The 25,636-nt window shown below is 62.6% G+C and carries 28 protein-coding genes; 16 read left to right on the top strand and 12 right to left on the bottom strand.

The window, feature by feature from the left end; all coding sequences use genetic code 11:
* Positions 1 to 47: 47 nt before the first annotated feature.
* The 8 genes from M1D44_RS08220 (at position 48) to M1D44_RS08185 (ending at position 5,972) form a co-directional block, all read left to right on the top strand.
* Positions 48 to 1,040: an asparaginase gene (locus M1D44_RS08220; protein ID WP_316853746.1), complete on the top strand. Its 993-nt coding sequence runs from the start codon at positions 48 to 50 to the stop codon at positions 1,038 to 1,040.
* A 93-nt stretch (positions 1,041 to 1,133) separates the two neighbouring features.
* Entirely contained in the window at positions 1,134 to 1,502 is a 369-nt protein-coding gene (rpsF, locus tag M1D44_RS08215; RefSeq protein ID WP_024975889.1) for a 30S ribosomal protein S6, read from the top strand.
* A 41-nt stretch (positions 1,503 to 1,543) separates the two neighbouring features.
* Positions 1,544 to 1,870: a primosomal replication protein N gene (priB, locus tag M1D44_RS08210; protein WP_024975888.1), complete on the top strand. Its 327-nt coding sequence runs from the start codon at positions 1,544 to 1,546 to the stop codon at positions 1,868 to 1,870.
* Between the two features lie 12 nt (positions 1,871 to 1,882).
* Positions 1,883 to 2,161: a 30S ribosomal protein S18 gene (gene rpsR / locus M1D44_RS08205; protein WP_037022304.1), complete on the top strand. Its 279-nt coding sequence runs from the start codon at positions 1,883 to 1,885 to the stop codon at positions 2,159 to 2,161.
* 24 nt (positions 2,162 to 2,185) lie between these two features.
* Entirely contained in the window at positions 2,186 to 2,638 is a 453-nt protein-coding gene (rplI, locus tag M1D44_RS08200; protein ID WP_024975887.1) for a 50S ribosomal protein L9, read from the top strand.
* A gap of 143 nt (positions 2,639 to 2,781) precedes the next feature.
* Positions 2,782 to 4,170, top strand: coding sequence for a replicative DNA helicase (locus tag M1D44_RS08195; protein WP_012435397.1), 1,389 nt, complete (start codon positions 2,782 to 2,784; stop codon positions 4,168 to 4,170).
* A gap of 149 nt (positions 4,171 to 4,319) precedes the next feature.
* Entirely contained in the window at positions 4,320 to 4,946 is a 627-nt protein-coding gene (locus tag M1D44_RS08190; RefSeq protein ID WP_024975886.1) for a DUF47 domain-containing protein, read from the top strand.
* 15 nt (positions 4,947 to 4,961) lie between these two features.
* Positions 4,962 to 5,972, top strand: coding sequence for an inorganic phosphate transporter (locus M1D44_RS08185; protein ID WP_024975885.1), 1,011 nt, complete (start codon positions 4,962 to 4,964; stop codon positions 5,970 to 5,972).
* Between the two features lie 78 nt (positions 5,973 to 6,050).
* Here the strand turns inward: M1D44_RS08185 and M1D44_RS08180 are convergent, their stop codons facing one another.
* From M1D44_RS08180 to M1D44_RS08125, 12 genes are all read right to left on the bottom strand, one after another.
* On the bottom strand, positions 6,051 to 6,800 hold the full coding sequence (locus M1D44_RS08180; RefSeq protein WP_316853745.1) for a C40 family peptidase: 750 nt from the start codon (positions 6,798 to 6,800) through the stop codon (positions 6,051 to 6,053).
* A 141-nt stretch (positions 6,801 to 6,941) separates the two neighbouring features.
* Complete coding sequence (locus M1D44_RS08175; protein ID WP_112185981.1) at positions 6,942 to 7,367, bottom strand: hypothetical protein; 426 nt, start codon at positions 7,365 to 7,367, stop codon at positions 6,942 to 6,944.
* Positions 7,368 to 7,485: 118 nt separating this feature from the next.
* Positions 7,486 to 9,213, bottom strand: coding sequence for a PhoH family protein (locus M1D44_RS08170; RefSeq protein WP_024975882.1), 1,728 nt, complete (start codon positions 9,211 to 9,213; stop codon positions 7,486 to 7,488).
* A gap of 467 nt (positions 9,214 to 9,680) precedes the next feature.
* Positions 9,681 to 10,145 (bottom strand): peroxiredoxin, encoded by a 465-nt coding sequence (locus M1D44_RS08165; protein WP_024975881.1) that lies wholly within the window; start codon positions 10,143 to 10,145, stop codon positions 9,681 to 9,683.
* Positions 10,146 to 10,241: 96 nt separating this feature from the next.
* A complete protein-coding gene (locus M1D44_RS08160) occupies positions 10,242 to 11,135 on the bottom strand; it encodes a 4-deoxy-4-formamido-L-arabinose-phosphoundecaprenol deformylase (protein WP_112185072.1) in 894 nt (297 codons plus the stop codon).
* A 23-nt stretch (positions 11,136 to 11,158) separates the two neighbouring features.
* Positions 11,159 to 12,217, bottom strand: a complete 1,059-nt coding sequence (locus M1D44_RS08155; RefSeq protein WP_112185071.1) for a bifunctional UDP-4-keto-pentose/UDP-xylose synthase — start codon at positions 12,215 to 12,217, stop codon at positions 11,159 to 11,161.
* Positions 12,218 to 12,233: 16 nt separating this feature from the next.
* Entirely contained in the window at positions 12,234 to 13,175 is a 942-nt protein-coding gene (locus tag M1D44_RS08150; RefSeq protein WP_024975878.1) for a formyltransferase, read from the bottom strand.
* Positions 13,172 to 14,167, bottom strand: coding sequence for a glycosyltransferase (locus M1D44_RS08145; protein WP_024975877.1), 996 nt, complete (start codon positions 14,165 to 14,167; stop codon positions 13,172 to 13,174). Before M1D44_RS08145 ends, M1D44_RS08150 begins: the two co-directional genes overlap by 4 nt.
* Before the next feature lie 7 nt (positions 14,168 to 14,174).
* A complete protein-coding gene (locus M1D44_RS08140) occupies positions 14,175 to 15,335 on the bottom strand; it encodes a DegT/DnrJ/EryC1/StrS family aminotransferase (RefSeq protein ID WP_112185067.1) in 1,161 nt (386 codons plus the stop codon).
* Between the two features lie 40 nt (positions 15,336 to 15,375).
* Positions 15,376 to 15,747 carry an SMR family transporter gene (locus M1D44_RS08135; RefSeq protein ID WP_012761830.1) on the bottom strand — a complete coding sequence of 124 codons (372 nt, stop codon included), beginning with the start codon at positions 15,745 to 15,747 and terminating at the stop codon, positions 15,376 to 15,378.
* Between the two features lie 126 nt (positions 15,748 to 15,873).
* Positions 15,874 to 17,544, bottom strand: a complete 1,671-nt coding sequence (locus tag M1D44_RS08130) for a glycosyltransferase family 39 protein (protein ID WP_316853812.1) — start codon at positions 17,542 to 17,544, stop codon at positions 15,874 to 15,876.
* A 4-nt stretch (positions 17,545 to 17,548) separates the two neighbouring features.
* Positions 17,549 to 17,929 carry an Mth938-like domain-containing protein gene (locus tag M1D44_RS08125; RefSeq protein WP_024975874.1) on the bottom strand — a complete coding sequence of 127 codons (381 nt, stop codon included), beginning with the start codon at positions 17,927 to 17,929 and terminating at the stop codon, positions 17,549 to 17,551.
* Positions 17,930 to 18,225: 296 nt separating this feature from the next.
* On the opposite strand from M1D44_RS08125, the gene M1D44_RS08120 reads away from it, so the two are divergent.
* From M1D44_RS08120 to crcB, 8 genes are all read left to right on the top strand, one after another.
* A complete protein-coding gene (locus M1D44_RS08120) occupies positions 18,226 to 19,467 on the top strand; it encodes a pyridoxal phosphate-dependent aminotransferase (protein WP_316853744.1) in 1,242 nt (413 codons plus the stop codon).
* A gap of 100 nt (positions 19,468 to 19,567) precedes the next feature.
* Positions 19,568 to 20,887: a homoserine dehydrogenase gene (locus tag M1D44_RS08115; protein WP_024975872.1), complete on the top strand. Its 1,320-nt coding sequence runs from the start codon at positions 19,568 to 19,570 to the stop codon at positions 20,885 to 20,887.
* A gap of 15 nt (positions 20,888 to 20,902) precedes the next feature.
* Complete coding sequence (gene thrC, locus M1D44_RS08110) at positions 20,903 to 22,348, top strand: threonine synthase (RefSeq protein WP_024975871.1); 1,446 nt, start codon at positions 20,903 to 20,905, stop codon at positions 22,346 to 22,348.
* Positions 22,349 to 22,352: 4 nt separating this feature from the next.
* Complete coding sequence (locus tag M1D44_RS08105; RefSeq protein ID WP_316853743.1) at positions 22,353 to 22,970, top strand: uracil-DNA glycosylase family protein; 618 nt, start codon at positions 22,353 to 22,355, stop codon at positions 22,968 to 22,970.
* An 81-nt stretch (positions 22,971 to 23,051) separates the two neighbouring features.
* Positions 23,052 to 24,311, top strand: coding sequence for a molybdopterin molybdotransferase MoeA (locus tag M1D44_RS08100; RefSeq protein WP_316853742.1), 1,260 nt, complete (start codon positions 23,052 to 23,054; stop codon positions 24,309 to 24,311).
* 12 nt (positions 24,312 to 24,323) lie between these two features.
* Positions 24,324 to 24,581 carry a molybdopterin converting factor subunit 1 gene (gene moaD, locus M1D44_RS08095; RefSeq protein ID WP_024975868.1) on the top strand — a complete coding sequence of 86 codons (258 nt, stop codon included), beginning with the start codon at positions 24,324 to 24,326 and terminating at the stop codon, positions 24,579 to 24,581.
* A 16-nt stretch (positions 24,582 to 24,597) separates the two neighbouring features.
* The gene (locus M1D44_RS08090; RefSeq protein WP_024975867.1) at positions 24,598 to 25,119 is read left to right on the top strand and encodes a molybdenum cofactor biosynthesis protein MoaE; all 522 of its coding nucleotides are present in this window, start codon (positions 24,598 to 24,600) and stop codon (positions 25,117 to 25,119) included.
* A gap of 15 nt (positions 25,120 to 25,134) precedes the next feature.
* On the top strand, positions 25,135 to 25,515 hold the full coding sequence (gene crcB / locus M1D44_RS08085) for a fluoride efflux transporter CrcB (RefSeq protein WP_024975866.1): 381 nt from the start codon (positions 25,135 to 25,137) through the stop codon (positions 25,513 to 25,515).
* The last annotated feature ends 121 nt before the right edge of the window (positions 25,516 to 25,636 follow it).

The following is a 25,636-nucleotide window of genomic DNA, read 5'->3' as shown; positions in this document are numbered from 1 at the left end:
GCGGGCGGATACAATGCGCGCCTTGCCCACAACGCATGTCTGCAACGATGTCCTTGCCTACCATCGCCATCCTCGCTACCGGCGGCACGATCGCCGGCTCCGCTGACGACGCTGGCTCCGCCGCGCGCTACCGCGCAGGCGCCGTCCCCATCGATCAACTGCTCGCGGCCAGCAAACTTGGTTTAGAGCGCCTCGCCAACGTGCGCGCCGAGCAGGTCGCCCAGATCGACAGCAAGGATCTGACGTTCGAGGTATGGGAAAAACTGGTTGCGCGCATCCGTCACTGGATCGACGTCGAGCGTGTGGACGGCGTGGTCATCACGCACGGTACCGACACGCTGGAGGAAACCGCGATGCTGCTGCACCTGACGCAGCAGACCGATACCCCGATCGTCCTGACGGCGGCGATGCGGCCGTCGACGTCGCTGTCGGCGGATGGTCCGCTGAATTTGCTGAACGCGGTACGGCTCGCGGCCAATCCGTCTGCGCGCGGGCGTGGCGTGTTGGTGGCGCTCAACCAGCGCGTGCATGCCGCTCGCGATGTGCAGAAGAGTCACACTTACGCGGTGGAGGCTTTTGTCTCGCCGGATACGGGGGCGCTGGGTTTCGTGCTCGACACGCAGGTGCAGTTTCAGCGTGCCGGGCAGCGTGTAGCCGCGGCAGACGTGTTGCCGATGCCGCCAGCGGGGCAGTGGCCATGGGTTGAGGTTGTGGCGAGCTATGCGCAACCCGATGCACGTGTGGTCGATGCCCTGGTTGCCGCTGGCGTAAAGGGGCTGGTGATTGCCGCAACTGGCGCAGGCTCGATTCACGCCAATCTTGAGGCCGCGCTGAACCGGGCGAGTCAGCAGGGCGTTTTCGTGCTGCGTTCCACGCGTACCGGGGCTGGCTTGGTGCCCGCGCAACCTGGTGGAGAGCGCTGGGCCTCGAGCGGCTCGCTTAACCCATATAAGGCGCGTGTGCTGTTGACGTTGCTTCTGGCCTCAGGGCGCGCCCAGGCAGAAGTTGCCTCCCTGCAGCAAGTCATTGATCGATATTGAAAAAATCTCCAAGGCCTGCGTATAATGGCAGGCTAACCAACCTTGCTGCACCGGAGTGTGACGCCCGGGCGGCTTAATCCACAAGGAGCGTCAATGCGTCATTACGAAATCGTATTCATCGTCCATCCGGACCAGAGCGAGCAAGTGCCCGCGATGATCGAGCGCTACAAGAGCACGGTCACCACGCAAGGCGGCCAAGTGCACCGCGTCGAGGACTGGGGCCGTCGTCAACTGGCCTACATGATCCAGAAGCTCGCGAAGGCTCACTACGTGTGCCTGAACATCGAGTGCGGCAAGGACACCCTGGCTGAGCTTGAACACGCGTTCAAGTTCAACGACGCCGTGCTGCGTCACCTCATCGTTCAGACCAAGAAGGCTGAAACGGCACCGTCGCCGATGATGAAGGAAGTCGCACGCGAAGAGGCCAAGAAGGCCGCCGCTCAGACCGAACAGGCCGCCTGATGCCGCGCGGTGCTGCGCAAGCCTGATCGCGCATCACCAGCATGAACGAAACCCACGGGGACAACGCCATCAACCGCCTGCAGCTCGTCGCCACTCTGGTCGAGCGCGAGGTGATGCGATACACCCCAGCCGGCGTACCGATCGTCAATTGTCTTCTGGCATACAGCGGGCAGGCGGTCGAAGCGCAGACAGTGCGGCAGATCGAGTTTTCGATGGAAGCACTGGCAGCCGGCAAGATGGCTTCCGTTCTGGATCGCATCGCTCCGGGCACCGTCCTGGATTGCGTAGGATTCTTGGCTCGCAAGCACCGCAGCAGTAAGGCACTGGTCTTTCACATCTCCGGATGTAACGTATTCGTAAAGGATTGAATCATGGCATTCATGAACAAGAAGCAGCGCGACGCGAAGAACAAGAAGCGCTTCCAGCAGCAAAACCCGTTGTTCAAGCGCAAGAAGTTCTGCCGCTTCACCGTGGCCGGCGTTGAGCAGATCGACTACAAGGATCTGGATACGCTCAAGGACTTCATCGGCGAGAACGGCAAGATCACCCCGGCCCGCCTGACCGGCACGCGCGCGATCTATCAGCGCCAGCTGGACACGGCCATCAAGCGCGCACGTTTCCTGGCGCTGATGCCGTACACCGATCAGCACAAGCACTAATCAGCGGGATAAGGAGAACTCACAATGCAAATTATTCTGCTCGAGAAGGTCGTCAACCTGGGTAACCTGGGCGACGTGGTGCGTGTGAAGGACGGTTACGCTCGTAACTTCCTGATCCCGAACAAGCAAGCCCGCCGCGCTACGGATTCCGCCATCAAGGAATTCGAAGCCCGCCGCGCTGAGCTGGAAAAGCTGGCCGCTGAAAAGCTGGCCGCTGCGCAAGCCGAAGGCGAGAAGCTGAACGGCCTGACGCTGCAACTGTCGCAAAAGGCTGGTGTGGATGGCCGTCTGTTCGGCTCCGTCACCAACCACGACATCGCCGACGCACTGGTTGCGCAAGGCTTCAAGGTTGAGAAGGCGCAAGTGCGTCTGCCGAACGGCCCGCTGAAGACTGTGGGCGATCACGCGGTCGTCGTGTCGCTGCACACCGACGTGGCAGTTGACGTGAACGTGTCGGTGCAAGGCGAGTCGGTCTAAGCACGCACGCAGCACCTCGCGGCGCCCGGGTCACCGATCGACGCGAGTCAAGAAGGCAGGGACGAAAGTCTCTGCCTTTTTTTGTTGTCCTTTGTGTCAGGGGTTCCAGATTGAAGACCGAGCAGCGCCGCTATAATCCCGCCATGAACGCGCCCTCCGATCCCCAGCTCGATTCCCTCAAGGTGCCCCCGCATTCCATCGAGGCCGAACAGTCGGTGCTCGGCGGGTTGCTGCTGGATAACGCCGCTTGGGATCGCATTGCCGATTTCATCAACGAGCACGATTTCTATCGCTACGACCACCGGCTGATCTTCCACAATATCGGCAAGCTGATCTCGCAGGCTAAGCCGGCCGACGTGATCACGGTGTACGAGCAGTTGCAGGCCGCCGGCAAGGCGGAAGAGGTGGGGGGGCTGGCCTACCTGAACGCGCTGGCGCAGAACACGCCGAGCGCAGCCAACATCCGTCGCTATGCGGAAATCGTTCGTGATCGAGGCGTGCTGCGCCAACTCGTGACGATCGCCGACGAGATTTCCGCCGGTGCCTTCAACCCGCAGGGGCGCGACGTGCGCCAGCTGCTGGACGAGGCGGAATCCAAGGTGTTCGCGATTGCCGAAGAAGGTTCACGCGGGCAGAAGGGCTTTCTGGAAATCCAGCCGCTGCTGACGCAGGTGGTCGAGCGTATCGACGAGCTGTACCACCGCGATAACCAGAGCGACATTACCGGCGTGCCGACGGGCTTCGTTGACCTCGACCGCATGACCAGCGGTATGCAGGGCGGCGATCTGATCATCGTGGCCGGTCGCCCGTCGATGGGTAAGACGGCGTTCTCGCTGAACATCGGCGAACACGTTGCGGTGGAGCAGGGGCTGCCGGTAGCCGTGTTCTCGATGGAAATGGCCGGCACGCAGCTCGCCATGCGTATGTTGGGTTCGGTCGGGCGATTGGATCAGCACCGGCTGCGTACCGGCCGCTTGCTCGACGAGGATTGGCCGCGCCTGACGCATGCCATCCAGAAGATGAACGACGCGCAGCTCTTCATTGACGAGACGCCCGCATTGAACCCGATGGAATTGCGTGCGCGCTCGCGCCGGCTTGCACGGCAGTGCGGGCAGCTCGGCCTGATCGTGATCGATTACCTGCAGCTGATGTCGGGCTCGGGCAGCGGTGAGAACCGCGCGACCGAAATTTCGGAAATCTCCCGATCGCTCAAGGGCCTGGCCAAGGAACTCAACTGCCCGGTGATCGCGCTGTCGCAGTTGAACCGAAGCCTGGAACAGCGTCCGAACAAGCGTCCTGTGATGTCAGACTTGCGTGAATCCGGCGCTATCGAACAGGATGCCGATGTGATCCTGTTCATCTATCGTGATCAGGTCTACAACCCCGATTCTCCGGACAAGGGTACGGCCGAAATCATCATTGGTAAGCAACGTAACGGCCCGATTGGTACCGTTCGTCTTACGTTCCTGGGTGAATACACGAAGTTCGACAACTTCACCGGGGGCAATGCATTCTTTGACAACGACACGTAACGTGTAATTCGTGTCGGCCCGCCACAACGTGCCACGCATGTCGCGAGGCTGGTTCCGGTAAAATATTGCGTTTTAATGACAGCGCCGGCGGTGATCCCGTCCGGCGTTGTTTTTACGACTCCTGCTTTTTTCCGTTCCCAAGGATCATCATGTTCGGTCGCTTCATGCCCACCGAAGGCAAGTTTTTTGAGTACTTCAACCAGCACGCCGAGTGCGCCGTCAAGGCGGCCCATGCACTCAAGGAACTGGTCAATGACTTGCCCAATGCCGAAATGCATGCACGCAATGTGCAGAACTTTGAAAAGAAAGCCGATCGCATCACGCATGACACGATCGAGCTGCTGCACAAGACCTTCATCACCCCGCTCGACCGCGACGAGATCCACAAGCTGATCACGACGATGGACGACATTCTCGACCTGATGGAAGACGTGTCGCTCACCATCTCGTTGTACGACGTGACCAATGTCACGGACGAATCGCGTCAGCTCGCGATGATTTGCGTGGCTTGCTGCGAAGAAGTCCGCAAGGCCGTGGCGCTGCTCAACGACATGAACAACGGCCGCCAGATCCTCTCCATCGCTCAGGAGATCGACCGTCTAGAGTCGGAAGCCGATCGCGTGATGCGCGCCGCCATGGCCAAGCTGTTCCGCACCGAAAGCGACATCAAGCTGCTGATCAAGCTGAAGGCGATTTACGAGCAACTGGAGAGTGTCACCGACCGTTGCGAGGATGTTGCCAACATCATCGAAGGCATCGTGCTCGAAAACGCCTGACGAGACGACGCCCTCATGCATACGCTTCAGATCAGTCTCTGGGTGGTCGTTCTGCTGGTGGCGCTGGCCATCGTGTTCGACTTCATGAATGGCTTCCACGACGCGGCCAACTCCATTGCGACGGTGGTGTCGACCGGCGTGCTCAAGCCGCAGCAGGCGGTGGCGATGGCTGCAGCCTGCAACGTGATCGCCATTTTCATCTTCCACCTCAAGGTGGCAACTACGGTGGGGCGCGACACGATTGATCCGTCCATCGTTGATCATTACGTCATCTTTGGGGCGTTGGTCGGCGCCATCGCGTGGAACATCATCACGTGGTACTACGGCATTCCGTCCAGCTCGTCGCACGCGCTGATCGGCGGTTTGGTGGGCGCGGCTGTGGCCAAGTCGGGTACGGGCTCGCTGGTGGCCAGTGGATTGCTCAAGACGGTGGCGTTCATCCTGATTTCGCCGTTGCTGGGTTTTATTCTCGGCTCGCTGCTGATGGTGGCAGTGTCTTGGCTGTTCTTCCGAACGCCGCCATCCAAGGTGGACCGATGGTTCCGGCGCTTGCAACTGTTCTCGGCGTCGCTGTATAGCCTGGGCCACGGCGGCAACGATGCACAGAAGACGATCGGCATCATTTGGATGCTGCTGATTGCGGGCGGCTACGCATCGGCCACTGCAACTGAACCGCCGATCTGGGTCATCGTCTGCTGCTATGTGGCGATCGGTTTGGGTACGCTGCTGGGCGGCTGGCGGATCGTGCGCACGATGGGCCAGAAGATCACCAAGCTCAAGCCGGTCGGCGGTTTCTGTGCTGAAACCGGTGGGGCCATGACGCTGTTCTTGGCATCGGCGTTGGGTGTGCCAGTGTCGACGACGCATACCATCACCGGTGCCATCGTCGGTGTGGGGGCGGCGCAGAAGGCCTCTGCAGTGCGTTGGGGTGTGGCGGGCAACATCGTCTGGGCGTGGGTTTTGACGATTCCCGCATCAGCGTTCATGGCAGCCATTGCCTGGTGGATCGGCCGACACGTGCTGTAAGGCGATCGCAGATCGTCTCCGGAAAAACGAAACGCCCACCAAATCGGTGGGCGTTTTGCATTGGGGGCGAGCGATGCGTTATTGCGTGGCGAAGCGCGCAATAGGGTCATCGTCGGCTGGCGGGATCGAAGCTGGCGGTACGCGCGTCGACATCAGGTTATCGGCCTGAACATCGCGTGCGCGGGCGAGGGTACCCAGCGGATCATCATCGATCCGACGGGCAGGGCTGGCAGGCGCCGGAGTCATCGGTGCGACGGTCGGTGCTGGTGCATCGGGCAGATTGCTCACGGCCACGACACGGCGCGCGCCCATGTAGCGGCTTGCCCAGTAAGACTTGGTCATGTCTTCCAGGCGTACCGTGCCGCCCGTGGCCGGTGCATGGACAAACCGGTTCTGGCCCACATAGATGCCCACGTGTGAATTCGGCTGGCCGGTCGTGTTGAAGAAGACGAGGTCGCCCGATGCAACGTCGCGACGATCCAGCGAGGAGCCTCGGCGGCCCATTTCGGCGGCGGTGCGGGGCAGGTTCACGGAAGCAGCGCGCTGCACGACGTAGCGCACAAGCCCGCTGCAATCAAATCCGCTGTCGGGCGTATTGCCGCCGTAGCGGTAGGGCGTGCCGACCAGCGCCATCGCCTCGATGGAGATTTCCTCCAGACCGGCGCTCGGATCGTGGATCGGGGCGCCGCGTGTGCGCAGGCCCGCGTCGCGCGAGGCGGTGGAGCGGGTAGGTGTTGACGAGCAGGCAGACAGCAGGCACACCAGCGCCAGCAGGGCGGCGCCCGCCAGTCGCGTGTTTCCGTGGGGAAAGCTGTGCTGCGTGAGCATGCGCCATCAGGAGAGTCCGGATAGCGAGCATGCTATGCGCGCCGCGTCAGAAAGCCAAACTGCGTGTTGGCGAGGCGCAACGCCAAGCGGGGCGCGGGTCTGCGGATTTTGCCCCGATGGCGTCGCGTTTTGCAGGCAGTTTTACCAGCGCAGTTGGACGCTGCGCCTGCTGCCGGTCTGCACCGTTGCGCGCTTGGTGGCGCCCTGGTACGTGGCGATGACGTTATAGCTGGCCGGCGGGGCCTTGATCAGGCAGCGCGGGCCATCGGCGCGAAAGCTTGCGACCTCCTTGCCGTGTCGCGTGAGTTGTACGTCGACGTCGGCCAGATACTCGCCGCGCGCGCCTTGCGTGAACAGCAGTGACAGGTTGTAGTTGTGCGCTTCGCTGTTCAGCGCCTGTTGCTCGTCCTGTGCAACGCCGCCGCAGATGTAGCTGATCTGGCCGGCGGTCTTTGGCGTGAGGTTGTCGGCGAGTGCAATGGAGGCGCCGGCGGACAGCATCATCGCCAGCGCGGCCGACGTCAGGGTCAAACGCGAACGTGTCTGCAGGTTTTGCTGCATGGGCATCATTGGCCTCCATCGGGAAAAAGAGAGGTGCCCGACAAGCAGCAAAAAAAAGGCCACGCAATTGCGTGGCCTGATGGCACAACGGTTGGCGGCAGACAAATATGTCCCCGCGTGATTTTTACAGCACGTCCGAGGCGTGATCTGCAAGCCGCGAGCGCTCGCCGCGCGCGAGCGTGATGTGTCCGCTGTGGCTCCATCCCTTGAAGCGATCCACCACATAAGTCAGACCCGACGAACCTTCCGTCAGATATGGCGTGTCGATCTGCGCGATGTTCCCCAGGCAGACGATCTTGGTACCCGGACCCGCACGCGTGACCAGCGTCTTCATCTGCTTGGGTGTCAGGTTTTGCGCCTCGTCGATGATCAGGAACTTGTTGACGAAGGTGCGGCCGCGCATGAAGTTCATGCTCTTGACCTTGATGCGTGAGCGGATCAGCTCCTGCGTGGCCGCGCGGCCCCATTCACCGGCATTGTCATCGGATTTTTGCAGCACTTCGAGGTTGTCGTCGAAAGCGCCCATCCACGGCTGCATCTTTTCTTCTTCCGTGCCGGGCAGGAAGCCGATGTCTTCACCCACGGGCACCGTGGCGCGCGTGATGATGATCTCGTTGTAGAGCTTCTGATCCAGCACTTGCTCAAGGCCCGCCGCAAGTGCCAGCAGCGTCTTGCCCGTGCCGGCCTGACCGAGCAGCGAAACGAAGTCGACTTCCGGGTGCATTAGCAGGTTCAACGCGAAGTTCTGCTCGCGGTTGCGCGCTGTCACGCCCCAGACGTTGTTCTTCTGGTGCGTGTAGTCCTTGAGCGTCTGCAGCACAGCGGTTTTGCCGTTCAGCTCCTTGACCTGCGCATACAACGGCAGGCTGCCGTCATTCGGCTCCAGGAAGACAAACTGGTTGACCAGGAACGACGGCACCAGCGGTCCGGACAAGCGGTAGAACGTCGTGCCCGTCTTGGGGTCCTGCCAGCTCTCGATGTTCTTGCCGTGCTTCTGCCAGAAGTCCGTCGGCAGCGCCATGATGCCGCTGTAGAGCAGGTCGGTGTCTTCCAGTACGCGATCGTTGAAGTAGTCCTCCGCCGGCAGGCCGAGGGCGCGTGCCTTGATCCGCATGTTGATGTCTTTGGACACCAGCACGACCGATCGGTCCGGACGTTGCTGCTGCAATGCGGCCACCACACCAAGGATCTGGTTGTCCGCTTTGCCCTGCGGCAGGCCATCGGGCAGCTTGATGTCGTTCAGACGCGTCTGGAAGAACAGGCGCCCCTGCGCATCGCGGTTGCCGAGCTTGGCGAGCGGCAGGCCGTCGTCCATGACGCCATCGGTGCCAGCCACGAGCTGGTCGAGCGTGCGGCTGACCGTACGGGCATTGCGCGCGACTTCGCTCATGCCCTTCTTGTGATTGTCCAGCTCTTCCAACGTCATCATCGGCAGATAGACGTCGTGTTCTTCAAAACGGAAGAGCGATGTCGGATCGTGCATCAGGACGTTGGTGTCGAGCACGAACAGCTTGGCGGGGCCTTCATCGCGGCGGTCGCGGCGACGGGCAGCGGTTTCGGTCGATTTGCCGGTCGCGCTCACCTTATCGACAGCCTTGGCGAGGATGCCGGCGTGTTCGCGTGAAGCCTCTTTTGCCATGGGGGACGCTTCGCCCGAGCGGGCGCGGGCCGTGCTGGCTGCAGTGCGTTTAGGTTGCGCACGACCGGTTTCTGACAACGCCTCGCGCTCGAGCGCTGGCACCGGTTTTCGAGGTTCCTGACCCGCCTTCGGCTTTCCGGCTTTGCCGAAAGGCTTGAATTCAGCCGGGTCAAGCAATTGGGCTGGCTGGGTGGGCATGGTCGGCAGCGGCATGCTTCGATTACCTCTCTGGGTGGAACAACGACGAAACACCGTCCGCGCACATGGCGAGGCGGTGCTGGCGGAAAACGCGGTAAAACGGATGGGCGCGCCGCAGCGTTTGATGCGCGAACGACGGCCACAAAAAAGCCGCCATGACCTGCGGGAGGTTGGGCGGCCTAGGTGAACGCCACGACAAGCTGCACGATTCGGACGTTCTGCCCAGCCTGCTTGCCGGGAAAAACGCAGAAGCGGTATCAGACCAACTTGGCCGCCGGTACCGTCGTGGGCTATCGGAATGGCATCCGGATTTTGTACTCATCGGTTCCGACTGTATCGGAAGCTTTTGTGATTTGCAATCTGTCCCATGTGACGTGTGGTGCGTCGCAAACTGGTCACGACGGACGATGCGAAATCGACGGAAAAGCAAGCGCCAGGATGCTTCGCACGGCGTTTTCCCGACGGGTTGGTTCTACGTGCAGTTACAGCGCACGCGCCGCCGCGAGAACCTCATCCACATGGTTGGGCACTTTCACGCCGCGCCATTCCTTGCGCAGCACGCCCTTGCTGTCGATCAGGAATGTGCTGCGCTCAATGCCGCGTACGTCCTTGCCGTACATCTTCTTCATCTTGATCGTGTCAAAGATGTTGCAGACGGCTTCGTCGGCGTCGGAGATCAGCTCGAACGGCATCTCCAGTTTCGCCTTGAAGTTTTCGTGCGATTTCAGGCTGTCGCGCGAGATGCCGAACACCACGGCGCCGGCGGCTTCAAAGGCGTCGTATTGATCGCGGAAGTTCATTGCCTCGGTAGTGCAGCCGGGCGTGTTGTCCTTCGGATAGAAATACAGCACGACGATCTTGCCGCGCTGCGATGCAGGCGAGAACGTGATGCCGCTGGTTGCCGGTGCGGAGAAATCGGGAAGAGGCTGGTCGATCGTGACGGGCATGGTGTGTTCCGGAAAACCGCGAGGAGAGAGACGGGAAGCTCGTAGACGGGCAAATCTGAGATACCGCGCCCGTCGCCAAACCGGAGATCGGAAAGATCAGGCCGGCTGAACGATCAGGCTGCCGCTGCGGCCGGCAACTTCGCCCCATGTGACGGGCTGCACGGGCAAGGTACTGCGATCGAGCGTCGCGTAGTAATCGCCCATCGACCCTAGTCGATGGCCTTGCGCGCGCCAGCCTCGCAGCAACTCGCGGAAGATCGGGGCGAGTTTCTGCCCTTCAAGTTCTGCATGCAAGGTAAATACCTGGTCGCGGTCGGACTCGGTCATCTTCAGGATGTGCCGGGCAACGTTGTCGAGGGTGATGTCTTCCACGCCAATCAGCTCGTCCAGTGTGGGTAGCGTGGTCGGCAATTGCACGTGGTTCAGCGCTTTGCCATCAACGCTCGGGATGTACGGATGCGTGCCTCGGCCATCGGAGGCGTAGGCCATGCCCCAGTTGTCAATCTGGCGGAACGCGTGGTCGTTCATCTGCCAGCCGGCGGCGCCGTGCGTCACGGGTGGCTTGCCGAATACCTGGACGAAGCGCGCGTGGGCGGCAGTCATTTGGCGGGCGGTCCAGCCGGCATCGCGCTGGCGGACATTGTCTTGCCAGAGCACGTGGTCCCAGGTGTGGATGCCGGTTTCGAAGCCTGCCTCGGCGATGGCGCGCATTTCGGCTGCGGCTTTGCGGCCGATGTCGGGGCCGGGCAGCAGCACGCCGTACATCAGCGTACGAAAGCCGTAGTGCTCGACGACTGAGGTGCGGGAAACCTTTTTGAGGAAGCCGGGGCGAAAGGCCCGGCGCAGCGCCCAGCCGGTGTGATCCGGGCCGAGGCTGAAGAGGAAGGTCGCGCCCGCCTCGTGCTCGCGCAGCATGCGCGCGAGGTTGGGCACACCTTCGCGGGTGCCGCGCAGGGTGTCGACGTCGATCTTGAGGACGATGAGAGCCATGAACCTGCGCGGGGGTGTTGCTTTTACTTGTTACCGTTGCCGTCTTCGACCAGGCTGCGGGCTTCAGCCACGTGCGTGCGATACGCTTCGAAGATATTCGCCAGCGCGTCCTTCATCACGGTGGTCGGCTTCCAGCCGAGGTCTTCCATGGTGTTGGCGATCTTCGGCACGCGGTTCTGCACGTCCTGATAGCCGGTGCCGTAGTAGGCGCCAGACGTCGTTTCCACCAGTTGGACCTGCTTGGCAGTGTCCTTGTACTCGTCGATCTTGGCGGCTTGTTCCAACATCATGTTGGCCAGCTCGCGCACCGAGTAGTTGTTCGACGGGTTGCCGATGTTGTAGATCTTGCCCGAGGCCACGCCGTCCTTGTTGGCAATAATGCGCACCAGCGCGTCGATGCCGTCATCGATATACGTGAAGGCGCGCTTCTGGCTGCCGCCGTCGACGAGCTTGATGTTCTCGCCGCGCACGATGTGGCCGAGGAACTGCGTCACAACGCGCGACGAACCTTCCTTCGGGGTGTAGATCGAGTCGAGGCCCGGGCCGATCCAGTTGAACGGACGGAACAGCGTGAAGTTCAGCCCTTCCATGCCGTAACCCCAGATCACGCGGTCCATCAACTGCTTCGAGCATGCGTAGATCCAGCGCGGCTTGTTGATCGGCCCGTAGATCAGCGGCGAAGCTTCCGGATCGAATTCCGAATCGCCGCACATGCCATAGACCTCGGAGGTCGACGGGAAGACCAGGTGCTTGCCGTACTTGGCAGCCGAGCGAACGATCGGCAGGTTGGCTTCAAAGTCCAGCTCGAACACGCGCAGCGGGTCTTTGACGTAGGTCGACGGCGTGGCGATGGCCACCAGCGGCAGGATCACGTCGCACTTCTTCACGTGATACTCGACCCATTCCTTGTTGATGGTGATGTCACCCTCAAAGAAGTGCATGCGCGGGTGGTTGACCAGGTCGCCCAGACGCTCGGTCTGCATGTCCATGCCATAGACCTCCCAATCGGTGGTCTCCAGGATGCGCTTGGACAGGTGGTGGCCGATGAAGCCGTTGACGCCGAGGATCAGTACTTTTTTCATGAAGGCAAACTCAAGATCAGGAGAGGGCGAGCTGGCTGGCGAGCTGCTGCGCGGTCACGACAGACGTTCCGCTGGCAGCTTGGGGCTCGACACGCCAGAGCTCGTGGATGGCGATGGCTCCCCCATCGCCGCACACGCCGAACATCGCATTATCCACGACGTGCAAGCCCGGCGGCAAATTCGTAAAGGTTTGATGCGCCAAGCGGGCTCGCGCGACAACGTAGCGTTCGCTGCCGGCGTCCGTAAAGGCGCCGGGGTAGGGCGGCGCCACGGCACGGATCAGGTTATAGACCTGCTGGGCCGGCTTGGACCAGTCGATGCGGCCGTCTTCGGGCTTGCGGCCACCGAAATAGCTGCCGTTGGCCAGCACGTTCGGGTGCTGCGGAATGTGCCCGGCAATCATCGCGGGAAGCGCGCGCCATAGGGTTTGCTCGGCCGCCACGGTGGCCTTTTCGAACACTTCGTGCGAGGTGTCGTCCGGCAGGATCGGCACGATGGTCTGGTCGACGATGTAACCGGCATCCGGCTTTTCGACCATTTCGTGCAGGGTGGCGCCGGTTTCGGTCTCGCCGTGCAGCACCGCCCAGTTGATGGGCACGCGGCCGCGGTACTTGGGCAACAGTGAACCGTGCATGTTGAACGCGCCGAATTTGGCGAGGCTCAACAGGTGCATCGGGATCATGTGCCGGTAATAGAACGAAAAGATGAAGTCCGGCGCAATGGTTGCGATCCGGGCGTGCAGGTCTTCACCGTTTGCATTATCCGGCGTGATGTACGGGATACCGAGTTCCTGTGCGGTGGCACGCACGCTGCCGAACCAGATGTTCTCGGCGACGTTGTCCTCGTGCGTGACAACGAGTTCGACCTGAATGCCACGCGCAGCCAGCACGCGCAGGCAGCGTACGCCGACGTTGTGATACGCGAAAACGACCGCGCGCCGCTTGAGCCCGGAACTCATGCAACACCCCGCTGCGAGCCAGTCTTCAGATCGGCAGCACCGGCTTCATGCAGGTGCGGCGTCTCTTCCAGCACACCCTGCACCAGATAGCGCGGGCGTTCGCGCACCTGTTGATAGATGCGGCCGATGTATTCGCCCAGCAGGCCAATGCCAAACAGCAGCACGCCCATCAAGAAGAACGTGATGGCGAACAGCGTGAATACGCCCTGGACTTCCGCGCCCAGGATGAAGCGCCGCACCACCAGTAGGATGAACAGCACGGCAGAGGCAAACGACAACAGCATGCCGATCGCCGAGAACCATTGCAGCGGCACGACGGAAAAGCCCGTCACCAGGTCGAAATTCAGGCGCACGAGCTTGTACAGCGAGTACTTCGACTCGCCGGCAAAGCGTTCTTCGTGGTCGACTTCGATTTCGGTCGGGTTCTTGCTGAAGGTGTAGGCCAGCGCCGGGATGAAGGTGTTGACTTCGCGGCAGCGGTTGATCGTGTCGACGATGGTCCGGTTGTATGCGCGCAGCATGCAGCCCTGGTCGGTCATCTTGATGTGCGTGATGCGCTCGCGCAGCGAGTTCATCGCACGCGATGCGGTGCGGCGGAACCAGCTGTCCTGGCGCACGCGACGGATGGTGCCGACGTAGTCGTAGCCTTCGTCGAGCTTTTCCACCAGGCGGCCGATTTCTTCCGGCGGATTCTGCAGGTCGGCATCGAGCGTGACGACGCGTTCGCCGCGCGCATGTTCAAAGCCGGCCAGGATGGCCATGTGCTGGCCATAGTTGCCGTTGAATAGCACCACGCGCGTGCTGTCCGGGCGCGCGCGGAACTGCTCAGCCAGCATGGCGGCGGAGCGGTCGCGGCTGCCGTCGTTGACGAACACGACTTCATACAAAATGCCGAGCGCGTCGAGCGCGGGATACAGACGCGCAAACAGCGCGGCGAGCCCGTCTTCTTCGTTGTAAACAGGAATGACGACCGAGAGAGCGGGTGTCTTCATTATTGGATTATTGGTACTGGGCGCAAAGTTGGCGGACCGCGCTGACCACGCGATCCACATCGGAATCTTCCATGCCGGCAAACATCGGCAGCGTAACGATGGCACGGCCAATGCGCTCGGCCACCGGGAACATGCCCGGCTTCCAGCCGAGTTCGCGGTAGAGCTTGAACAGGTGGATGGGCGGATAGTGCACGCCCGCGCCGATGCCCAGCGCCTTCAAGCCAGCCATGAAGCCAGCGCGATCGACCTTCAGACGATCCAGCGGCAGCACGATCTGGAACATGTGCCAGTTGGTGTGCGTGAAGTTCTCTACCGGCAGCTCGACGCCGAACGACTCGATGTCGGCGGCGCGCATGCCGGCAAAATAGCGGCGTGCCAGTGCGGCGCGGCGTGCAGTGACGACTTCCAACTGAGCGAACTGACCCAGGCCGATCGCGGCATTCACGTCGGTCAAATTGAACTTGCCGCCCACCAGGTCGACTTCCATGCCGTCGAAGCCGGTGCGCACGACGCCTTGCAGGCGATATTTCTCGGCCAGCACGGCTTCTTCGGGCGTGTTCAGCACCAGCGCGCCGCCTTCGATGGTCGTGATGTTCTTGTTGGCCTGGAAGCTGAAGCTGACCAGGTCGCCGATCTGGCCGATGCGCTTGTCGCCCCAGCGCGAACCGATGGCCTGCGCGGCGTCTTCCACCACGCGCAGCTTGTGGCGGCGAGCGATGTCGTAGAGGCGATCCATGTCGACGGGCAGGCCCGACAGATAGACCGGAATAATGGCCTTGGTGCGCGGCGTGATGGCGGCCTCGACCTTGTCCAGATCGATGTTGCGCGTCACCGGGTCGATGTCGACGAAGACTGGCTTGGCGCCGACCGTCAGCACCACGTTGGACGTGGCGACCCACGAGATCGGCGTGGTAATCACCTCATCGCCAGGGCCGATGCCCGCGATGCGCAGCGCGACTTCCATCGTAGCCGTGCCGTTGGCGAATGTGCGGACGATGCGGCCGCCAAAGTATTCCGACAGCGCGGCTTCGAATGCCGCGACCTTGGGCCCCGAGGTAATCCAGCCCGAGCGCAGCACGTCGGTCACGGCGGCGATGGTCGCTTCGTCAATGGTCGGGCGCACGAAGGGCAGGAAGGGAAGCTCGGCAGTGGCGGTGGTTTGCGTCATGACTTGAATGAGGTTGGGTGCCGGGTGTGGGCGGATCGGCTCACGAGCGAGCCAGCACAAGTACGCCGACGAGAATGATCGCGATGCCGATCAGGCGCTGCACCGTCAGCACTTCGCCAAACAGATACCACGCCAGGAAGGCGTTGACCACGTAGCCCAGCGAGAGCATCGGATACGCGATGGTCACATCCACGCGCGACAGGCCGAGAATCCACACCACCACCGAGATGACGTAGCACGACAAGCCGCCAATGATGGGCCACTGCGTTGCAAGCTTGATGCCGATCGGCAGGATGTTGTCGGCCGAAAACGCAAAGCGGCCGATGTTATTGACGCCCGCCTTGAGCAGCAGCTGAGCGCAGGCATTGAGCATGACGCCCGTCAGGATCAGCCCGAAAGTGACCAGATTCATGTGTTCTTTTGATGTTTTACAGACTGCGGCGGTTTCCCCGTGCGGATGTTCTTAATCCAGCCGCCGGGCCGCATGTTACGACAATTCCGCTTGCGCGCCCCTTTCGACAATCCGTGGTGGTGAAACCTAGTTGCGCCGGACGATCACACGGCGGGCATCGCGGGCAATCACCACCATCGGTACGCCCTGTGCTGCCAGCCGGTCATAGGTGCCCGGTCCCATCATGGCGACGGCCTGACCGCCGGCTTTCCAGCGCGCCACGAACGCTTCGGTGGTCGGCACCCACTTGGCCGGCTCCTGTTGGACGCCAAAGGCCAGTTCATCAGGCTCCTGCACCATGATGGTGGGCCGGCCGAGGTAAAACGGCATTGTATGGTCCAGACGCTCGACCGCATAGAACGGCACGTCGGGCTTGAGCCACGGCTTGACGGCCGGCACGAGATCGATACCCGACATGGAGCGCCCGAATGCTTCATGGCCGAGCATGGCCGCTGTAAATGTCAGGAACCATGCGCACGCAAATGCGGCCACGCTCTCGAAGCGCCGGTCCGCCAAGCGAAGTGCCAGCCACGTGAACCCGGCTCCCGCCACGAACGCCACAGCCAGGAACATCGCAAATCGGGAAAACACGGCGTTCGGGTACATGTCCGACGACATGGTCGCCACGTAACCGCTGGCCGCCAGACCAGCCAGCGCCAGCACCAGGAAGCCCTTGAGTTGCCAGCGCCACGCGCGCTCGCTGGTGTGGTCGAGCATCAGGGCCGCCAGAATCGCCAGCGCTGGGATGATTGGAAAGATATAGCCCGGCAGCTTCGAGTCGGAAATGCTGAAAAACGCGAAGATCAGAACAGCCCACAGGCCGAGCATGAGCGTGGGGCGGAAACCGTTACTAGCGGTTTCACCGCGTGCGAGGGTCAGGCGTGCAGCGCCGGGCAATTGAGCAAGCCACGGGAGGAACCCGGCCACCAGCAATGGCACGAAGTACCAAAGCGGCGCGTTTCGGTTATGCACGGTCGACGTGAAACGCTGGAAATGCTCGTGCACGAAGAAGAACCACGCGAATTCCGGGTTGCGCATCGAGATCAGCACGAACCACGGCGCGCCGACGGCAAAGAAGATGATCAGCCCGCTGACCAGATGCAATCGTTTCCACAAGGCCCAGTCGCGCGCGACTAAGGTGTACACCACCAGCACAAAGCCCGGCAGGACCACGCCGATGAGGCCCTTGCTCAGCACCGCGAGCGCCATTGATGCCCAGCAGGCCCACATCCAGCCGCGTTGTTGAGCGCGCGTGGCATCCGGATGCTGCGCGAGCAGTAGCGCACCCAGCGCCATCGTCATGCAGCCGGCCACGCCCATGTCGAGCGAATTGAAGTGCGAGCCCACGTTCCAGAGAGGGGCGCTCACCAGCACCAGCCCGCTGATGACGGCTGTCCGCTTGCCCCACCAGCGCGCGGCCGCCAGCATCGTGAAAACAATGCCGACGATGCCGGAGAGCGCCGTGAAGAGCCTCGCTTGCCAGTCGCCGATGCCAAACAACGTGTAGGCGAGTGCGGTCCCCCACATTTGCAGCGGCGGCTTCTCGAAATACTTCAGGGCGTTGTAACGGATGGTCACCCAGTCGCCGGAGGAGCACATCTCGCGCGCGATCTCGGCGTAGCGGCCTTCGTCGGTGGGGATCAGGTGCCGGTAGCCCAGCGTGCCGAGCCAGACGGCCAGGAACGCAGCAGCCAGCAGCCACAGCGACGCATTGCGCCAGGGAAGGGTGGGCGCTTGAGCAGTGCGGTCGATCGGCATGCGTTCAGGCACGCTCGATCAGCAGGGCGGCGGCCACTTTGCGGCCTTCCAGCATCAGGATGTTGTACGTGCGGCCGGCGGCCTGCAGGTCCATGGCGTCTACGCCGATGCGCTTTTCTGTGAGCGGCACCGTCAGCCGCGGGTGCGGGAAGCGCAGCTTGTTGCCGGAGCCGAAGATCACCACTTCGGCCCCCAGTTCGAGCACGCGGGCGAAATGCTCGGGCGTCAGATCCTCAAAGCGCGACACATCCCACTGCACCACGGCGCCCTCGGGCATCACCAGCACCGAGTGCTCGTAGCGCACCTTGTTGATTTCGATATAGCCGTCGCCATAGCCGGTAACGGTATTGAGAATGGTCGACGAATCGGATGAATGGAGCTTCAAGGTGGGAATCCCATCGGGCGCGATGACTGCGGCGCATACGGCGGCACGCAGGCAAAGGCGCTAGGTTTCAGACTTCGGACAGGTTTCGCTGCGTTGCAAAAATGCCCGCCTAAGTCTGTCATAATGGGCTAAATTATATCTTTTTCTCTCCTTCGCCCGCCGCGCCACAAGCGATGTCCGGCAAGGAATAGCGTAGCGGCGCCTGCCGCTGTGTGGCGTTACCGTCGCCGCTTTGCTGCGCCACAGAATGCCCCGTAGTTCCAGCCCGTTCAACGTCGCCACTCGCCGCCTTGCCCGTGAAAACGATCCAGAAATCCGCCAAGCTCAACAACGTCTGCTATGACATTCGCGGCCCCGTGCTCGAGAAGGCCAAGCAGATGGAAGAAGAGGGCCACAAGATCATCAAGCTGAATATCGGCAACCTGGCCGTGTTCGGTTTCGATGCCCCTGAAGAGATCCAGCAGGACATGATCCGCAACCTGCCGAATTCGGCGGCGTATTCGGATTCCAAGGGCATCTTCGCGGCGCGCAAGGCAGTGATGCACTACACGCAAGAGCAGGGCATCAAGAACGTCACGCTGGAAGACATCTATCTGGGCAATGGCGCCTCGGAGCTGATCTCGCTGGCCACCAACGCGCTGCTCGATGCCGGTGACGAGCTGCTGCTGCCGGCGCCCGACTACCCGTTGTGGACCGCCGTGACCAGCCTCTCGGGCGGCACGCCGGTGCACTACACCTGCGACGAAGCCAACGGCTGGATGCCGGACCTGGACGACATCCGCGCCAAGATCACGCCGAACACCAAGGGCATCGTCGTCATCAACCCGAACAATCCGACCGGCGCGCTGTATTCGGACGAGCTGCTGCTGGGCATCGTCGCCATCGCGCGCGAACACGGCCTGGTGATCTTCGCCGATGAGGTGTACGACAAGGTTCTGTTCGACGACAACAAGCACACCGCGATCGGCTCGCTGTCGGAAGACGTGCTGACCGTGACGTTCAACAGCCTGTCGAAGAGCTACCGCTCGTGCGGGTACCGCGCGGGCTGGATGGTCGTGTCCGGTGACAAGCGCCCGGCCAAGGACTACATCGAAGGCCTGAACATGCTGTCGTCGATGCGCCTGTGCGCCAACGTGCCGGGCCAATGGGCCATCCAGACCGCGCTGGGCGGCTACCAGAGCATCAAAGACCTGGTGGCACCGGGCGGTCGCATGCGCCGTCAGCGTGATCTTGCGCACGAGCTGATCACCGCCATCCCTGGCGTGACCTGCGTCAAGCCCAAGGCTGCGCTGTATATGTTCCCGCGCCTGGACCCGGCGGTGTATCCCATCGAAGACGATCAGACTTTCATCCGCCAGCTGCTGGAAGAAGAACGCGTGCTTCTGGTGCAGGGCACCGGCTTCAACTGGCACTCGCCGGACCACTTCCGCATCGTCTTCCTGCCACACGAAGACGATCTTCGTGAAGCGATCGGCCGAATTTCGCGCTTCCTGGAGCGGTACCGTCAGCGTCACGGTACTGGCATCCGGGCCGCATAAACTCGGTCTTCCGCCAGATCAGTAACTGCGGGGCAGACCGAAGTGTCTGCCCTGTGTGTTTTTTGCTTCTCCGCTTTTTCGTTTCTTTACGACACGTCTCATGAATCCCATCAAGATCGGCCTGCTCGGGCTCGGTACCGTCGGTGGCGGTACCCTCAAGGTTCTGCAACGGAACCAGGAAGAAATCCGCCGTCGCGCGGGTCGCGGCATCGAAGTCGCCATGATTGCCGTGCGCAATCTCGACCGCGCCCGCGCCATCGTGCAGGAAGCCGGGGCGACCGTGCCCGTGGTGAACGATCCGTTTGCGATTGTGGATTCGCCCGAGATCGATATCGTCGTGGAACTGATCGGCGGCTATGACCTGACGCGTGAGCTGGTGCTGCGCGCCATCGCCAACGGCAAGCATGTTGTCACTGCCAACAAGGCGCTGCTGGCCCTGCATGGCAACGAGATTTTCAAGGCTGCCCAGGACAAGGGCGTGATGGTGGCGTTCGAGGCCGCCGTCGCCGGCGGCATCCCCATCATCAAGGCTCTGCGCGAAGGCCTGACAGCCAACCGCATCGAGTGGATCGCCGGCATCATCAACGGCACCACGAACTTCATCCTGACCGAGATGCGCGACAAGGGTCTGGACTTTGATACGGTGCTCAAGGAAGCCCAGCGCCTGGGCTACGCCGAAGCCGATCCGACCTTCGACATCGAAGGCTTTGACGCCGCGCACAAGCTCACACTCATGAGCGCCATCGCCTTTGGCGTGCCGATCCAGTTTGAACGCGCGTATGTGGAAGGCATCACCAAGCTGGAAGCCGTTGACATTCGCTACGCCGAAGAACTCGGCTATCGCATCAAGCTGCTTGGCATTACGCGTCGTACCGAGGCCGGCATCGAACTGCGGGTGCATCCGACGCTCGTGCCGACCAAGCGCCTGATCGCCAATGTCGAAGGCGCGATGAATGCCGTGGTCGTCAACGGCGATGCCGTGGGCCCGACGCTGTACTACGGCAAGGGCGCAGGCGCCGAGCCGACCGCTTCGGCCGTCGTCGCCGATCTGGTGGATGTGACGCGCCTGCACACGGCCGACCCGGAACACCGCGTGCCGCATCTGGCGTTCCAGCCGGACGCGCTGTCCGACACGCCGGTGCTGCCGATCGACGAAGTGCGCTCAAGCTATTACCTGCGCATGCGCGTGGCCGATGAAACCGGCGTCCTGGCCGACATCACGCGCATCCTGGCCGAAGGCGGCATCTCGATCGACGCCATGCTGCAGAAGGAATCGCGCGAAGGCGAGCCGCAGACCGACATCATCATGCTGTCGCACGTGACGGTGGAAAAGCGCGTGAACGCCGCCATCGCCGCCATCGAAGCGCTGCCGACCGTGCTGTCGAAGGTCACGCGCATCCGCATGGAAGAACTGAACTAAGCGCAGGACATGAGCATGCAATACCGATCGACCCGCGGCCACGCAGAGCCGCAGAGCTTCTCCCGCATCCTGCTGGGCGGCCTGGCGCCGGACGGCGGCCTGTACCTGCCTGAGCAGTACCCGCAGGTCAGCGTTGATGAGCTGACCCGCTGGCGCGACCTGCCGTACGCCGACCTCGCGTTCGAAATTCTGCGCAAGTTCGCCACCGACATTCCCGAAGACGATCTGCGAGCACTGACGCGCCGCACCTATACGCCCGAGGTGTACGGCAACGCGCGCGCCGGCGACAACACTGCCGACATCACGCCCCTGCACAAGCTGGGCGAGGAAGGCGGCACGTCGCTCTCGCTGCTGTGCCTGTCCAACGGCCCGACGCTGGCCTTCAAGGACATGGCGATGCAGCTGCTGGGCAACCTGTTCGAGTACGCACTTGACCGTGAACATGCCGAGTTGAACATCCTGGGCGCCACCTCGGGCGACACGGGCAGCGCCGCCGAATACGCCATGCGCGGCAAGCGCGGCGTGCGCGTGTTCATGCTGAGCCCGCACCGCAAGATGAGCGCGTTCCAGACCGCGCAGATGTTCAGCCTGCAAGACAAGAACATCTTCAACATCGCCATCGAAGGCGTGTTCGACGACGCGCAGGACATCGTCAAGGCAGTGTCGAACGATCTCGAATACAAGGCCCGCCAGAAGATCGGTACGGTCAATTCGATCAACTGGGCGCGTGTCGTCGCCCAGGTCGTCTACTACTTCAAGGGCTACCTGCTGGCGGCCCCGAAGATTGGCGACAAGGTTTCGTTCTGCGTGCCATCGGGCAACTTCGGCAACGTCTGCGCCGGCCACATCGCGCGCATGATGGGTTTGCCGATCGACAAGCTGGTCGTTGCCACCAACGAGAACGACGTGCTCGACGAATTCTTCCGCACCGGCACGTACCGCGTGCGTTCGGCCGCGCAGACGTATCACACGTCCAGCCCCAGCATGGACATCAGCAAGGCGTCAAACTTCGAGCGCTTCGTGTTCGACCTGCTGGATCGTGATCCTGCACGCCTGGCCCAGCTCTTCCGCGACGTGGACGAAAAGGGTGGTTTCTCGATGACGGGCAAGCCGGAGTTCGATCGCATCGCCGAGTTCGGCTTTGTCTCGGGCCGCAGCTCGCACGCAGACCGCGTCGATACGATTCGCGACGTGTTTGCCACCTACGGCACGATGATCGACACCCACACCGCCGACGGCGTGAAAGTGGCGCGCGAAAACCTGACGCCGGGCGTGCCGATGGTGGTGCTGGAAACGGCGCTGCCGGCCAAGTTCGGCGACACCATTCGCGAAGCGCTTGACCGCGAGCCGGAGCGTCCGGCTGGCTACGCTGATATCGAATCGCTGCCGCAGCGCTTCGAAGTCATGCCGGCCGACGCTGACCGTATCAAGGGCTACATCGCCCAGCACACCGGTCTCTAAAACGATGGAAGCAGTGCCGGATGACGTAGCCGGGGCAGCGTTCGAGCGCTGCCTGCACGACATCCGCGCCTGCCGCGAGTGCAAGGGCGCATTGGCGCACGAGCCTCGCCCGGTAGTCGTGGCGGACCGCCGCGCCCGCGTCCTCATCATCGGGCAGGCGCCCGGCCGCATCGTCCACGAAACCGGCATCCCCTGGAACGACCGCTCGGGCGACCGCCTGCGCCAGTGGTTGCAGATCTCATACGACGATTTCTACGCTGACAGGCGCATCGCCGTGGTGCCGATGGGCTTCTGCTTTCCCGGCACTGGCGCGAATGGCGATTTGCCGCCGCGCCCCGAATGCGCGCCCAAATGGCACCGGCCGCTGTTGACCGCGATGCCCGATGTGAGGCTCGCGCTGCTGGTGGGCACCTATGCCCAGCGCAATTACCTCGACGTGCCGCGCGACTGGTCGCTGACGGACGTGGTGCGTAATGGGCCCGTGCAGGACGCCGACGGCCGAGTGCTGTTTCCGCTGCCGCATCCGAGCCCGCGCAATCTGGCCTGGTTCAAACACAACCCGTGGTTTGACGCGCACATCGTGCCGGCACTGCGGGCCGCGCTGGCCCGCGCATTCGCTTGATACGCCTGCGCTGATGCATGGCATCGGCCTGGAACCGATACAATCGAAATCTCCTTTCCGATTTCGTTTTCCCATTCCCGCATGTCCGCCAACGATGCTCCCGCCGTCAAACCGTCCTTGCTGACGCTCGATGCGGCGCTGTCGCAACTGCTTGCCGCAGTGCGCGCCTTGCACGAGACCGAAACCGTGTCGACGTTGCACGCCAACGGGCGCGTCCTCGCGCTGGCCGTGCGCAGCAGCTTGAACGTGCCGCCCGCCGACAACACGCAGATGGACGGTTACGCCGTGCGCGCCGCCGACATCACCGGGTCGGGCGTGCGCCTGAAGGTGGCCCAGCGCATTCCGGCTGGCTATGTCGGTCAGCCGCTCAATGCGGGCGAGGCGGCGCGTATCTTTACCGGCGCGCTGATCCCGCCGGGCGCGGATGCGGTGGTCATGCAGGAACAATGCAAGGCTGACCCGGACACGGGCACCGTCACCATCGACCACGTGCCTGAATCCGGCGAGTGGATCCGCCGCGCCGGCGAGGATATTGCCGACGGTGCCGAGATCCTGGCGCGCGGCACGCGTCTCGGTCCGCAGCAACTCGGCTTGGCAGCTTCGGTCGGTTGCGCCAATCTGCACGTGGTGCGCCGTCCGCGCGTGGCCGTGTTCTTTACCGGCGACGAGCTTGCCATGCCCGGCGAGCCGCTCAAGCCCGGTGCGATCTACAACTCCAACCGCTTCACGCTGCGCGCGCTGTTGGAAAACCTCGGCTGCGACATCACCGATTTCGGCATCGTGCCCGACACGCTGCAAGCCACGCGCGACACACTCCGCGAAGCGGCCGAGGAGCACGACCTCATCATCACCTCCGGCGGCGTGTCGGTGGGCGAGGAAGACCACATCAAGCCCGCAGTGGAAGCCGAAGGGCGCCTGAACCTATGGCAGATCGCCATCAAGCCGGGCAAGCCGCTGGCTTTTGGCGAGGTGCGCCGGCCCGAAGGCATGGTGGGTGGCCCCACCGCGTTTTTCATCGGCCTGCCGGGCAACCCGGTGTCGAGCTTCGTCACCTTCCTGCTGTTCGTGCGGCCGTTCATCCTGCGTCTGCAGGGCGTGTCCGACGTGGCCCCGAAGCGCATCCCGATGCGGGCCGACTTTGCGCTGCCCAAGGGCGATCGCCGCAACGAATTTCTGCGTGCGCGTATCAACGCCAACGGCGGGCTGGACCTGTTTCCCAATCAAAGCTCGGGCGTGCTGACCTCCACCGTATGGGGCGATGGCCTGATCGACAACCCGCCCAACCAGCCGATCGCGCAGGGCGATGTGGTCAGCTTCCTGCCGTTTGCGGGTCTGGTGTAAGGAGCGATGGCCATGCAGATTGAGCTTCGTTTCTTTGCCAGCGTGCGTGAGCAACTCGGAACCTCACAGGAGCAGGTGGTCGTGCCGGAGGCCGTGCGCACCGTGGGCGATGTGCGCCGCTGGCTGGCGCAGCGCGGTCCGGTCTGGGGCGAAACTCTGGCCGAAGGTCGTGCGCTGCGCATGGCCGTGAACCACCAGATCGTGCCGGCCGATACCGCTGTGCATGACGGCTGCGAAGTCGCATTCTTCCCGCCAGTGACCGGCGGCTGAACGGAGCAGAGCAACCATGTCCGTCCGTGTGCAGGAAGCCGACTTTGACCTCGGCGCCGAGATTGCAGCGCTGCGTGCCGGCCGCCCGAACATTGGTGCAGTGGCCAGCTTCATTGGCACCGTGCGCGATATCAACGATGGCACCGGCGTGTCGGAGATGGAGCTGGAGCACTATCCAGGCATGACCGAAAAGGCGCTCGCCGACATCGTCAGCGCGGCTATGCAACGCTGGGAGCTGATTGACGCGCTCGTCATCCACCGCGTTGGCAAGCTCAAGCCGCAAGACCAGATCGTGCTGGTGGCGGTGGCCTCCAAGCACCGCGGCGACTCCTTTGCCGCGTGCGAATTCATCATGGATTACCTCAAGAGCGAGGCGCCGTTCTGGAAGAAGGAGCAGACGCCCGAGGGCGCGCGCTGGGTCGATGCACGCGTCACGGACGACAAGGCGCTCGCCCGCTGGGGCATTGCGACCACCAACGCCGGGGCAAACACGGCCAATCAGCCTGGCGCATCGGCGCAACCCAACGACTACGAATAACAAGGACGCGACCGCATGAGCGGAATGGGCATTCTGGCAGTTGGGGTGGGCGCTGCGCTGGGAGCCTGGTTGCGCTGGGCGTTCGCCATCTTGTGGAACGCCATCAATCCGGCCTTGCCGTACGGCACGCTGGCAGCCAATCTGGTGGGAGGCTATCTGATCGGCGTTGCGGTGGGTTTTTTCGATACGCACGCGGGGCTGCCGCCGGAATGGCGTTTGCTCGTCATCACCGGTTTTCTGGGCGGTCTCACGACGTTCTCGACGTTTTCCAGCGAGGTTGTCGCCAACATCCTGGCCGGCGACCACCTGATGGGCGCGCTGCATATCGTGGCGCATCTCGGGGGCTCGCTGTTCCTGACCATGCTGGGTCTCTGGACGGTACGCACGTTCAGTTGATCGCAAGGCCGATCACGCAAATTGAATTGCGAATGAGAAGTTTGGTTCACATACTGGTAGTGCCTGCGGTGGCGTAGGGACGTGCAGTATCGGAGGCCGCCGCAGGTTGCTTTGTGTTGTT

Source organism: Ralstonia sp. SA306 (assembly GCF_054792405.1).
Note: the sequence above shows the minus strand (reverse complement) of the source record. Positions and strands in the feature narration are given on the sequence as shown.